At 67.6% G+C, this 12,907-nt stretch carries 8 protein-coding genes and 1 pseudogene; 8 read left to right on the forward strand and 1 reads right to left on the reverse strand.

From position 1 onward, the window contains the following. Positions 1-230: 230 nt before the first annotated feature. The gene (locus A5787_RS19400; protein WP_197507278.1) at positions 231-1,442 is read right to left on the reverse strand and encodes a glycosyltransferase family 4 protein; all 1,212 of its coding nucleotides are present in this window, start codon (positions 1,440-1,442) and stop codon (positions 231-233) included. 169 nt (positions 1,443-1,611) lie between these two features. Between A5787_RS19400 and A5787_RS19405 the strand changes: the two genes are divergently transcribed. From A5787_RS19405 to A5787_RS28305, 8 genes and pseudogenes are all read left to right on the forward strand, one after another. Then, positions 1,612-2,604, forward strand: a complete 993-nt coding sequence (locus A5787_RS19405; protein ID WP_066969928.1) for a Gfo/Idh/MocA family protein — start codon at positions 1,612-1,614, stop codon at positions 2,602-2,604. 244 nt (positions 2,605-2,848) lie between these two features. Continuing rightward, positions 2,849-6,322, forward strand: coding sequence for a PE family protein (locus A5787_RS19410; RefSeq protein ID WP_066969930.1), 3,474 nt, complete (start codon positions 2,849-2,851; stop codon positions 6,320-6,322). Between the two features lie 139 nt (positions 6,323-6,461). Then, on the forward strand, positions 6,462-7,391 hold the full coding sequence (locus A5787_RS19415) for a daunorubicin/doxorubicin resistance ABC transporter ATP-binding protein DrrA (protein ID WP_066969932.1): 930 nt from the start codon (positions 6,462-6,464) through the stop codon (positions 7,389-7,391). Beyond that, complete coding sequence (locus A5787_RS27815; RefSeq protein ID WP_066969934.1) at positions 7,388-8,149, forward strand: ABC transporter permease; 762 nt, start codon at positions 7,388-7,390, stop codon at positions 8,147-8,149. The genes A5787_RS19415 and A5787_RS27815 overlap by 4 nt, the downstream gene beginning before the upstream one ends. Next, positions 8,146-8,937 (forward strand): ABC transporter permease, encoded by a 792-nt coding sequence (locus A5787_RS27820; protein WP_066969936.1) that lies wholly within the window; start codon positions 8,146-8,148, stop codon positions 8,935-8,937. Before A5787_RS27815 ends, A5787_RS27820 begins: the two co-directional genes overlap by 4 nt. 25 nt (positions 8,938-8,962) lie before the next feature. Then, on the forward strand, positions 8,963-10,237 hold the full coding sequence (locus A5787_RS19430; protein ID WP_066969938.1) for a glycosyltransferase: 1,275 nt from the start codon (positions 8,963-8,965) through the stop codon (positions 10,235-10,237). A gap of 109 nt (positions 10,238-10,346) precedes the next feature. Continuing rightward, a pseudogene (locus A5787_RS19435) lies at positions 10,347-12,077 on the forward strand (AMP-binding protein); the annotation flags it as partial. A gap of 165 nt (positions 12,078-12,242) precedes the next feature. Next, positions 12,243-12,907: acyl carrier protein (locus A5787_RS28305; protein WP_231994069.1), on the forward strand; the 665-nt coding region annotated here is incomplete at its 3' end.

Below are 12,907 nucleotides of genomic sequence, written 5' to 3' on the forward strand. Positions count from 1 at the left end.
CGCCGGCCCGAGCGGGCCAGCGAGTAGCCCAGCATCCCGCCGCCCATGCCGGTGCCCACGACGATCACGTCCCACACAACGCGTTCGGCCTCGCGCGCACTCAGATCGTCGACAGCCAACTTCAACTCCTCAGCCGACGGTGGCTCAACGCTTGGCCCGGTCTCGGCGAATCGCGATCGTAGCATCGCGCTTTACGCACGGATGGGTGGAAAGCTTTCTGAAGTTGCGCATCAGCACAGGCCAAGAATGGCGGTGAATTCATCGTCATGACGGTCACGTTGGAAGCGTGGCGTTTCCACCGCGCGAGAGGCGAGCTTACGACGTAGGTCTTCGTCCGATTCCAGCGTCATCAGGTTGGCCGCGAGTGCGTTCGCGTCGCCGGCAGCGCTGAGCAGGCCGTTGACTCCTGGATCGATGATCTCCGGTGTGCCACCGGCGTTCGTCCCACACACCGGCAGTCCGGCTCTCATGGCCTCCACGGTGACGCGGCCGAACGCCTCGCATTGGCTGCACATGAGGCCGACGTGGGCCGCGGACCAGTAGCGTCCGACGTCGCGGGTGCGCCCCTGAATGTTGACCAGGTCCTCGACGCCCAGGCGTCGAGCAAGTTCGCGAAGGGGTTTCTGGTTGCCGGCGCCGACCAATGTCAACTCGATGTCGACGCCCGCCTTCCGGGCGATGGCTACCGCCTCCACCGCAATGCGCTGTCCCTTGGCTTCAGAGAAGTAACCGATCAGCACGGCTCGCATCCGTTCGCCCGGTTGCCGCTCTGGTGGGATGCCGAGTGGGCTGTCGACGACCGGGTAGACCACGTGCGTCGTCATCGCTGGATCTACTGCGAGCAGAGCATTCTCGACTGCGTGTGAATTACAGATCACCGCCTCCGACAGCCGGCCAATGAGGCGAATGGTTCTGCGGTAGCCCAAGAGGAACCAAAGCCGATGGTCATCTCTGCCGAACTCGCGGACCAGCCAGTAATGCGGGATGCCGAGCAGTTTGGCAGCGATCGCGTGCGCAGGTATGACCATCGTATTGGTGAGCACCATCGTTGGACGCAGTCGAACAAGCACATACGTGGCGTGCAATACACCTGCAAACAGCAGCGCGAGATACGGAATCGTGCCCATCAGCGCCTCGATGCGTGGCGCGCCCGACCGTACGAGAAAAGCCCAGCCCGGTATCCAGGTGATCTTGGTCCGGATATCGTGCCGAGCGCACTCCGTCACCAGGCTTCCCTTCCACGGGCACACGGCGACCACGTCTACGTCGGGCCGCTTTTGGTGGATCGCCAACACCATGTCGCGAAAGTCGAGCGCACCGCCTCCTCCGAAACTGCCTACGTTTGAGATCACCATCGCCCGGGGGACAGGGCTCGTCTTGCGTGAAGCCGCGATGGCGCGAAACCGACTTCCCACGCGGCGCAAGGTATCAGCGGCAACCATCGCCAGAGTGTATGTCGGCGAGTGTCGCGCCGTAACGGGCGGCGACACAAGTAAATCGAACCGGTCGATAAGCCGTCGCTCCATCGATGAAAGCGGTGAAATGCGGCCGCACGTATTGCGATCGAGAAATCCCCGGGCATTTCCCAAACCGACTGCTAGCATCCCGTCCGTGTCTGGGAGCGGTGCACCGGTGCGGATCGGCATCCTGGGAGCCGCGCGCATCACCTCGTCGGCGCTCATCAAACCCGCTCGGGAAAACGCCGAGGTTGTGGTGGCCGCGGTGGCCGCACGCGATGCGTCCCGCGCCCGAGACTTTGCCGCCAAACACGGCATCGCCCGGGTGCACGACAGCTACGAAGCGCTGCTCGCCGATCCGGAGCTGGATGCTATCTATAACCCGCTGCCGATCGGCTTGCACGGCCGGTGGACCCGGGCCGCGCTTGACGCGGGTAAGCACGTGCTGTGTGAAAAGCCCTTCACTGCCAATGCTGCCGAGGCCCGCGAGGTCGCCGACCTGGCCGCCAAGTCAGATCGCGTCGTGATGGAGGCATTTCACTACCGCTACCATCCGTGCGCGTCGCGCGTGGAGGAAATCCTCGCCTCGGGAGAGCTGGGCAAGCTGCGGCGGGTGGAGGCGCGATGGTGCTATTGGATGCCGAAGTTATCGCACAACCGCTACAACTACGCGCTGGCCGGTGGCGCGCTGATGGACCTCGGGTGTTACGCGGTCGACATGGTGCGCAGGTTCGGCGGTTCGACTCCGCAGGTCGTTGCGGCACGAGCGAAACTGCGCGGCCCTGACGTGGACCGAGCCATGACCGCCGAGTTACGGTTCGACGGCGGCCACACCGGCCGGATCCACTGCTCGATGTGGTCGACCGACCTACCGCACCTGTCCGTCAAGGTGGTGGGCGACCGCGGCGAGCTGCGGCTCAACCCGCTGATCCCCTTCCAGCGATTCTCCGTCCGATCCACCACCGGGAAGCGCGTGGAGAACTTCACCGCGGGACGTTCTACCTATGCGCATCAGCTTGACGCTTTCGCCGCGGCCGTGCTGCGCGGTGAACCGGTGAAGACGACACCGGAAGAAGCGATCGAGAACATGACCGTCATCGACGCCATGTATCGCGCTGCCGGCCTTCCGCTGCGTCAGCCCGCTTGAATCAATAGTCGGCCCAGTTCAGCCGCCGTAATCCCCAGCGCCGATCACCGCAGCACACCTGACGTTCAGTCGCTCCTGTCGCATCAGTCACAAAACGGCGGCGTCCGGGTGCTGCGTGAGCCCCAGGTACGCAATTCGCGCTCGGATCAAACTTTATGAATCGGATTCCAAACCCTATTAGACACGCGTAACGTACGCCTAAATCACCCGTGTTCTCTAGCCGTCCCCACCAAGGTGGAACCCAATGTCTTCCTATGTGATCGCCACATCGGGAGCTCTGGCCACCGCGTCGGCGGATTTGGCCGGGGTCGGACGGACGATCGGGGCGGCCTATGCAGCGGCGGCGCCCTCGACGATGTCGGTGGCGGCCGCAGCCCAGGACGAGGTGTCGGCGGCGATCGCGAAGTTGTTCGCCACCTATGCGCAGGAGCAGCAGACGCTGAGTGCGCAGGCGGAGGCGTTTCATGCCGGGTTCGTCAATGCGTTGAACAACGCGGGCGCTTCCTATGCGGCGGCGGAGGCGGCCAATACTTCACCGTTGCAGTCGGCGCTGGACGCGGTCAACGGGCCCGTCCAGGCGCTAACGGGGCGTCCGCTCATCGGCGACGGTGCCAACGCCACCACGCCGGGCGCCAACGGCGGCGACGGAGGGATCTTGTGGGGCAACGGCGGCAACGGCGCGGCCGGCGCGCCGGGGAGCGGGCAAAACGGCGGTAGCGGCGGGTCGGCGGGCTTTTTCGGCCAGGGTGGCAACGGCGGGGCCGGCGCGTCTGCTACGGCGGCCGGTGTGGCCGGGGGTAGCGGCGGGGCCGGCGGTAGGAATGGACTGCTGGGCGGTGGTCCCGCCGGGTTCGGCGGGGCTGGCGGCAACGGCGGCTCCAGCGCGGTGCCCGGCCTGGTAGGCGGTGCCGGGGGTAGTGGTGGGGCCGGCGGGACCAGCGAGTCGCTGTTCGGCGGGGCCGGCGGTGCCGGCGGCGCCGGAGGAGACGGCGGGTACAGCGCCACGGGCGCCACCGGCGCTCCAGGCGCCCCCGGCTCGAGTTTCGCGGGCGGTGCCGGAGGGGCCGGTGGCGCCGGCGGCAGCGCCATCGGGTTCTTGAGCGCCGGCGGGCAGGGCGGCCACGGCGGATCCGGCGGCAACGGCGGCGCCGGCGGTACCGGCGGGGTCGGCGACTTCAGCATCAACAACGGCACTGGTGGCGCTGGGGGCGCGGGCGGGCTTGGCGGCCTCGCCGGCGCCGGCGGCGCCGGCGGGTCCGCCGGCATCTTCGGCACCCCGGGCGGCAGCGGTACCGGCGGCACCACCGGTACCTCCGGGGCTGGCGGCGCCGGTGGTAACGGCGCGGCCGGCACCGCGCTCCATCCGGACGGCGGCAACGGTGGCGCCGGCGGAAGCGGCAGCAGCGGCGGCGAAGGCGGCACCGGCGGCAACGCCGTCGGCAATGGTCACGGCGGCAACGGCGGCAACGGCGGCGCCGCCCTTGCGCCGGCGGGCATCGGCGGTGACGGCGGCGACGGCGGGAGCGGCGCCGGCAATGGCGGCGGCGGTAACGGCGGTAGCGGCGGCGCTGCTATTTCGCAGGGAGGCAACGGCGGTAAAGGCGGCGCCGCCCCGGGCAACGGTAACGGCGGCACCGGCGGCGCCGGGGCTGCGGTGTCGACGGCCGGCACGGGGGCCGTCACACCCGGCACGGGCGGCGACGGTGGCGCCAGCAACGGCGGTGTCGGTGGTGCCGGTGGGGCCGGCGGTTCCGTGCTTATCCAGAACGGCGCCTCCAGCGTCGCCGCCACCGGCGGCACCGGCGGCAACGGCGGGAGCGGCGCCTTCGGTGGTGTCGGTGGTGCCGGCGGGCAGGTCATCACGGCCGGAAGTGGCAACACCACCGGTGGCCATGGCGGCGACGGTGGCACGGCCAGCAACGGCCTCGGTGGTGTCGGTGGGGCCGGCGGTAGCGTGCAGTTCCAGAATGGTGCCTCTGCGGCCGTCGTCACCGGCGGCACCGGTGGCAATGGCGGCCACGGCAGCTCCGGTGGTGTCGGTGGCGCCGGCGGGGTGGTCGTCACGAACGGGGTGGGCAGCACCCTCGGCGGCCATGGCGGCAACGGTGGCACCGGCGGCAGTGGTATCGGTGGTGTTGGTGGGGCCGGCGGCAGCGTGCAGTACCAGAATGCCTCCTCGACGGCCCCCGTCACCGGCGGCGCCGGTGGCACTGGCGGGGACGGCGCCTCCGGTGGTGCCGGTGGGGCCGGTGGAGTGGTCGTCACGAACGGAACGGGAATCACCGGCGGCGGCAATGGCGGTGACGGTGGCACCGGCAGCGGCGGCGTCGGTGGTATCGGCGGGGCCGGTGGCGGTGTCGCAATCCAGAATGGTTCCTCTTCGGCCACCGTTACGGGCGGCAACGGTGGCATGGGCGGGAACGGCGCCTCGGGTGGCGGCGGTGGGGTCGGTGGGCAGGTTCTCACCAACGGCACCGGAGCCGTCAACGCCGGCGTGGGCGGCAACGGCGGCGCCGGTACCACCGGTGTTGGCGGGACGGGCGGGGCCGGCGGTGGCGTGGCTATCCAGAGCGCTTCCTCTTCGGTCGCCGTCACCGGCGGCGTCGGCGGCACCGGTGGGAACGGCGCCTCAGGTGGAGCCGGTGGAACCGGTGGTCAGGTGCTCACCAACGGAACGGGCAACAGCACCGGCGGCCATGGCGGTGACGGTGGCACCGGCACCACCGGCGTCGGTGGGGCGGGCGGAAGCGGTGGTGGCGTGGCCATCCAGAGCAGTTCCTCGCCCGCCACCGGCACCGGCGGCGACGGCGGCCATGGCGGGAACGGCGGCTCCGGTGGTGTCGGTGGTAACGGCGGGGCGGTCCAAACGAACGGAACGGGCAACAGCGCCGGCGGCCACGGCGGCGGCGGCGGTACCGGCAGCAACGGTGTCGGGGGCGCCGGTGGGGCCGGCGGTGGCGTGGCCATCCAAGGCACTGCGTCTGGCACCGGCACCGGCGGCGACGGTGGCAGTGGCGGATCCGGCAGCTCCGGTGGTGCCGGTGGTGCCGGTGGGGCGGTCATCACGAACGGAACGGGAACGGTCAACGGCGGCCATGGCGGCGCCGGTGGAGCGGGCAGCCTCGGCGTCGGCGGGATCGGTGGGGCCGGCGGCGGCGTGACCATCCAGACCACTTCCTCGGCGGCCATCGGCACCGGCGGCGACGGTGGCATGGGCGGGAATGGCAGTTCCGGTGGTGCCGGTGGGGCCGGTGGCGGGGTCGTGACAAACGGCTTCGGGAACGCCGACGGCGGCCATGGCGGCGCCGGTGGCACCGGGAGCGTCGGGGTCGGCGGGACCGGTGGTGACGGCGGTGACGTGACCATTCAGACCATTACCTCGTCGGCCGTCGGCACCGGCGGCGGCGGTGGCACCGGCGGCAACGGCGCCTCCGGTGGGCTCGGCGGCACGGGTGGCCAGGTCGTCACGAACGGCTTCGGTGCCGCCGACGGCGGCCGTGGCGGCGACGGTGGCACCGGCAGTACCGGCATTGGTGGCGGCGGTGGGGCTGGGGGCTTGGCGGCAATCACCTCCGCCTTCTCCGCTGCGAACGCCACCGGCGGGAACGGTGGAGACGGCGGGACCGGCGGGGCCGGCGGGACCGGCGGGGTCGGCGGTGCTGCCACCACCAACGGGATGGGAATGGCCTTGCACGGCGCTCCCGGTGGCCACGGATGACGGACTCGGCGGGCCTAACCGGTCGTCCGCCCGCGCAGTCGGCGCGTCGAGCGGCCGAGCGCGGCGAGAAGGCCTGCGCGACACCGCAAGAGCCGGTTTCTATTCAACACGCGTATACCGACGGGTATGGTCTGACTTCGTGATCGAGCTAGACGGCGTGGCAAAAGCTTTCGACGGAAAAATACACGCATTGCAGGACGTGAGTTTTTTCGTTCCGACGGGGTCGGTGTGCGCTCTGCTCGGTCATAACGGCGCGGGTAAGTCGACCGCGATCAAGATCCTGTCGACGTTGCTGCGGCCTACCTCCGGCCGAGCGGTGGTGGCGGGGCACGACGTCGTCCGAGAGGCGGCCCAGGTCCGGGCCAGCATCGGGAGCATCGGGCAGCTGGCCGCGCTCGATTTTGAGCTCACCGGCCGGGAGAACCTGGTGTTGTTCGGCCGGCTGCGGGGGATGCGACGCAAAGATGCGCGCCTACGAGCCGACGCATTGATCCATGAGTTCGATATGTCTGACGCCGCCGACCGGCCGGTGCACACCTATTCGGGTGGCATGGTGCGCCGCATCGACATCGCCGCCGGCCTGATGGTTCCGCCGGAAGTGCTTTTCCTCGACGAGCCGACCACCGGGTTGGACCCGCGTAGTCGCCGCGATGTGTGGAACCTGGTGTCGTCCTTATCCGCCCAGGGCGTCACGATCCTGCTCACGACCCAATATCTCGAAGAAGCCGACGTGCTCAGCGATTCGATCGTCGTTTTGGACAAAGGTCGTGTGGTAGCCAACGGGACCGCCGAAGACCTCAAACGCCGCGTGGGATTGGGCTATTGCACGGTGAGTCCGGTCAATCCGGCCGACCTCGCGAAGATCTTCGCCGCGGTCGCCGATCTCGAGGGCGCCGAAGCCGATTATGAGGCGAACACCGTCTCGGTGCTCTCGCCCGACGGTGTCGCGACGCTCGGTGAGGTGTTTCGCCGGGTGGACCGGCTGGGCGTCGAGCTACTCGATATCGCGCTGCGCAAGCCGTCGTTGGACGAAGCGTTTCTGCACCTCACGGCGAAAGTCACCACGTGACCGCTCTTCCTGCTCTCACCGAGCGTGTGGTGCAGAACGCGATGCGCAACGATCTGGTGTTCGCGGTCGTGTCGCCTGGCCTGAACTTCGTCGTCTTCAACTTCATGCTGGGCAATGTGATCGACACCGGTGGGATGAGCTACCCCCAGTACGTGCTGCCGGTCGTCGTCATCCAGGTGATCTTTCTCGGCGCGCTGACGACCATTGACCGCGCTGCCCAAGACGAGCGGAGCGACTTCGCGGATCGGCTCCGCACGCTTCCCATCTCCGCGGTGACACCGCTGATGGCTCGCATGACGTACTGCCTGTTCCGCGGTGCCCTCGGCCTGCTTGCCGCGATCGCTGTCGGGTACGCGTTCGGCTTCCGGTTGTTCGGCGGGTTGATGGATGTGGCCGCCTTCGCCGTCCTCGTCCTGATGTTGACGCTCGCGCTATCGCTCGCCGCCGATGCGGCCGGGGTTCTCTCCGTAGCCTCGCAAGGTCGGTTCGCGAGCAGCGGAGTGTTGGACCAGTTGCTCCTCGTTCCGCAAATGCTGCTGGTCATGCTGTCCACCGGGATGGCGCCGGCCGACTCGTTCCCCGACTGGCTGCAGCCGTTCGTGCGCAACCAGCCGGTCTCGCAGGTGACCCAAACCCTGCGTGGGTTCACCACCGGCCATGTCGCGGCGAGCAATGTGGCGACCAGTTTGGCGTGGTGTCTCGGGCTGCTGGTGGTCTTCGGCGCGATCGCGGTGCGGGTGCAGGGGCGCCCGCAATGAGCGCGCACGCACCGCCGCGGAGTTCGCTGGGCGCCGAAACCCTGCTGTTTGCAAGCCATCTACTCACCCGGTGGCGGCGGCAGCCGATGGTGCTGATCCAGGCTCTGGTGTTCCCGACGTTTCTGCTGATCGCCTACAAACTGCTGGTGGGCAAGTCGATTCTCAGGATCAGCGGCACCGAAAGTCTCTACGGCCTGGTGCCGATGTGTGCCGTGGCCGGTGCGATGTTCGGGGCGCTTGCAACGGGCCGCCGCATGTGGATCGACCGCGACAGCGGTCTGATCGGCAGACTCTGGGTTTTTCCCGTACACCGTGCCAGCGCCCTGACCGGCAGGCTGCTCGCCGAGGCCGCGCGCACGCTCGTGAGTGCCACGCTGATCACCGCGGTCGGTGTCGGGCTCGGGCTTCGCTTCAAGGGCGGCTGGCTCACTGTTATCCCGTTCATCCTGGTGCCGGTGCTGGTGGTTGTCGTCTTCTCGATGGCAGTGATAGCGATCGCGGTACGGGCCAGGACCGGTTCCGCGCTCATGTGGCTGGGGGTGCCGGCCACCGGTGCGGTGTTCGCCAGCTCCGGTGTCGTCCCCACTCAAACGCTGCCTTCCTGGGTGCGACTGGAAATCCGCCTCCAACCGATGTGGGCGACGATCGAGTCGATGCGGGGGCTCGCCCAAAGTGGGCCCGTGCTGTGGCCGCTCCTGGTGACGGTGATCTGGGCCCTTGGGCTGGCGGCGGTACTCGGGCCACTGGCCGTCCGCGGTTACCGTGCCGCCGCCGAATCGGGGCACTGACACAACTGAAAGGTCAAGAGTCGCAATGAAATTTGCGATGGCGTGCTATGGAGCGCGCGGCGATGTCGAGCCCTCGGTCGTGGTGGGCCGTGAGCTGGTGCGCCGAGGGCATGACGTGCGCATCGCGGTACCCCCCAACCTGGTGGATTTCGCCGAGGCGGCCGGGGTTGCGGCCGTCGGCTACGGTCTCGACTCGCGGATCATCATGGACGTCCAGCGCGACTACTGGACGTTGTTATTCCGCAGCCCGTGGCGGATGCAGGAGCTGGACAGGCTGGGGCGCGAAATCTCCGAGATCGTCAGCCAATGCTGGACGGAGGAAGCCTTCGATACGCTGAAGTCGCTGGCGGACGGGGCCGACCTGATCATCTCCGGCTACGGTTTCGAGCAGTTCCCCTTCAATGTCGCTGAGTATTACGACATTCCGTTCGCCATGCTGCATTGGTTCCCGATCCGGGCCAACGGGAAAGTTATGCCCCTGTTGCCGGCGCCGCTGGGCCGCGCCGCAATGAGGGGGTACGAGCGGCTGACGTGGGGCGGTCCGGCGAAGGAAGCCGAGGACGCGCAGCGTCGGCTACTCGGTCTGCCCACCGCAACGCGCCCCTGGCCGCGCCGGATCGAAGAGCGTGGATCCCTTGAAATCCAGGGCTACGACCGGCTTTTCGTTCCAGGACTGGAAGCCGAGTGGGCGAAATGGGATGGCAAACGCCCCCTCGTCGGCACGCTGACACTGGGATTCCCGCAGGATGCCGACGACGAGGTCTTGTCCTGGATTGCGGCGGGAACACCGCCGATTTGCTTCGCCTTCGGCAGTCTCGCCGTCGAATCTGCCGCCGACAGGCTGGCCATGATCGCTGCGGCTTGCGCGCGGCTGGGCGAGCGGGCGCTGGTATGCGCCGGCGTCAGCGACTTCAGCGATATCCACCAGTTCGAGCACGTCAAGGTGGTGGGTGCGGTGAATTACGAGGCGATCTTTCCGGCCTGCCGCGCGGTCGTGCATCACGGCGGCGCGGCAACCACGGCCACGTGCCTGCGCTCCGGAGTTCCGCAGGTGGTGCTCTGGACGTTCTACGATCAGCCGCTGGAGGGGGCTGCGCTCAAACGGTTGGGGGTGGGCACCTCTCGTCGTCTTTCGACCACCACAGAGGACTCGCTGGTCAAGGACCTGCGCCGGATCCTTGCCCCGGAATACCGCAGCCGGGCCCGCGAGCTTGCCCCACGGATGACCAAGCCCGCCGAAAGCGTCGCGGCCGCCACTGATTTGGTGGAGAACTTCGCCCGCTTGCAGCGTGTTGGCTGACGCCAGTGTGCGAGGCCGAATTGGTGTGGCTGACCTGGGCGAATGCTGACGATTTCGCCGTATATTTTTCGGTGCGAAAATGCCGTTTTCACCGGTATCGTCACAAGCTGTGACCCGGCCCTCCGTTCCCGCTGTGCTGCGGGAACGCGCAAGTCAGCAGGCCGGTGAAACAGCGTTCACGTTTGTTGATTACGAGCAGGACTGGGCGGGCGTTGCGGAGTTCCTGACGTGGTCGCAGCTGTATCGCCGAACGGTGAATGTCGCACGGGAACTCAAAGCGTGCGGATCAATGGGTGATCGCGTGGTGATCGCGGCGCCGCAGGGACTCGGGTATGTCGCCGCGTTTTTAGGCACATTGCACGCGGGTCAGATCGGGGTTCCGCTGTCGGTTCCGCAGGGCGGCGTCACCGATGAGCGGTTTATCTCGGTCCTGAGTGACGCGTCACCTTCGGCGATTCTGACGACATCCGCTGTCGCGGGCAACATCGCCGAGTACGTCAAGTCGAAGCCCGGTGAATCCGTGCCGCCGGTCATCGAGGTTGATTTGCTTGATCTCGACTCCGAGAACGGTCCCACTGCCGAGGTCGAGGGCCGGCCAGACATCGCGTATTTGCAGTACACCTCGGGGTCGACCCGCACTCCGGCGGGAGTGGAGATCTCGCACGAAAACATTCTGGCCAACTTCGAGCAGATCAATGCCGACATGTTTGGTGGGGTGTCCCCGGAGGACACCACGATGGTGTCCTGGCTGCCGTTTTATCACGACATGGGTTTGTATCTGGCCATCGTCTTCCCGGTTCTGTCGGGACGTCCCGCCTTTATCACCAGCCCGGTGTCGTTCCTGCAACGACCCGCACGATGGATGCAATCGCTGGCGAGCCACAGCCACACATTCTCCGCAGCGCCGAACTTCGCCTTCGAATTGGCGGCCCGAAAAACCTCGGACGACGACATTGCCGGGCTTGATCTTGGCAACGTGCTCGGCATCCTCAACGGGAGCGAGCGGGTACAACCAGCGACACTGCAACGTTTCGCCGAGCGGTTCGCCCGCTTCAACTTTCATGAAAAGGCGTTGCGGCCCGCATATGGAATGGCCGAGGCAACGGTGTACATCGCGACGCGCGAAGCGGGCCAGCCACCAGAAATCGTTCACTTCGAATCCGACAAGCTGACGGCGGGCCATGCGAAGCGCTGCGCGGGCGACGGCGGCACACCGCTGGTCGGTTACGGGGTGCCAAGATCGCCGGCGGTGCGCATCGTCGACCCCGCGACCAGTATCGAGTGTCCGGCGGGAACCGTCGGCGAGATCTGGGTGCAAGGTGGCAATGTCGCGCAAGGTTATTGGGGGAATCCGCCGGGCACCGAAGGCATGTTCGGGGCAACCCTGGTCGCTGGGTCGGCCGGTACATCCGCAGGCCCTTGGCTGCGAACCGGAGATTTAGGCTTCTTCTCCGACGGCGAGCTGTTTATCATCGGCCGCATCAAGGATCTCTTGATCGTGTACGGGCGCAACCATTCTCCCGATGACGTGGAGGCGACAATCCAGGCGGTCACCCGGGGCCGCTGCGTGGCGATAGGGGTTGCGGACGATAGCGGCGATGAGCAGCTGGTCGCTATCGCCGAACTCAAGAATCCAGACGAACCCGAAGAGGCTGCCATGCAGCGGATGGGCGTCGTCAGGCGTGAAGTCGCCACGGCAATATCGAAGGCGCACGGTCTGGGTGTGGCGGATCTTGTTCTGGTGCCCCCTGGTTCGATTCCCCTCACCACCAGCGGCAAGGTCAGGCGAAGGGACTGTGTGCAGCTCTATCTGCGCGATGAGTTCACCCGCTTAGACGGGACGATCCGCCCGCCGGCGCAGCGCGAGGTCGAGGACGCCGGTGCGGGCGAGGCGGCCGCCTCGGGGTGGGCGCAACGCCTGCGCACGCTCCGCCGCCAGCAGCGGACCCTCCGCCGCCAAGAGCACGACCTGCTGGTGGAGGTGGTGTGCGCGCAGGCGGCGGCGGTGTTGGGCAATTCCAGCCCCCAGGACATCGATCCCGAATGCCCTTTCCAGGACTTGGGATTCGACTCGGTCAAAGCGACCGAGTTGCTGGACCGGCTCAAGACCGAAACCGAGTTGGCGTTGCCGCCCACGCTGGCGTTCGACTATCCCACCCCGGGCGAGTTGGCCACGCACCTGGGCCGGCTGTTGGACGGGTCGGTTGCGGCGGCCCCGCAGGTGGAATCGCGTCCGGGGTTGGATGAGCCGGTTGCGGTGGTGGGGATGGCGTGTCGGTTTCCCGGTGGGGTGGATTCGCCGGGGGCGCTGTGGGATTTGGTGGCCGGTGGCATTGACGCGGTGGGGGAGTTCCCGGCTGATCGTGGCTGGAATGTGGCGGAGTTGTTTGATCCCGATCCTGATGCGGTGGGTAAGACCTACACCCGCGTTGGCGGGTTTGTGGCGGGGGCGGCCGAGTTCGATGCGGAGTTTTTCGGGATTTCGGCGCGCGAGGCGCTAAGCATGGACCCCCAGCAGCGGTTGTTGTTGGAGGTGTGTTGGGAGGCGTTGGAATCCGCGCGCATTGACCCGGGCGGTTTGGCGCGCTCGCAGACCGGGGTGTTTGTGGGGGCGTGGTCGCAGTCGAGATCAAGCAAATCAACCTCGATGACCGGCGGCACGGATTCCCC

Source organism: Mycobacterium sp. 852002-50816_SCH5313054-b, from assembly GCF_001667185.1.
Lineage (GTDB): Bacteria > Actinomycetota > Actinomycetes > Mycobacteriales > Mycobacteriaceae > Mycobacterium.

Coding starts and splice junctions, on each gene's coding strand:
- A5787_RS19400 (WP_197507278.1), bottom strand. CDS start 1,442: ATGGTTGCCGCTGATACCTTGCGCCGCGTGGGAAGTCGGTTTCGCGCC.
- A5787_RS19410 (WP_066969930.1), top strand. CDS start 2,849: ATGTCTTCCTATGTGATCGCCACATCGGGAGCTCTGGCCACCGCGTCG.
- A5787_RS27820 (WP_066969936.1), top strand. CDS start 8,146: ATGAGCGCGCACGCACCGCCGCGGAGTTCGCTGGGCGCCGAAACCCTG.
- A5787_RS19430 (WP_066969938.1), top strand. CDS start 8,963: ATGAAATTTGCGATGGCGTGCTATGGAGCGCGCGGCGATGTCGAGCCC.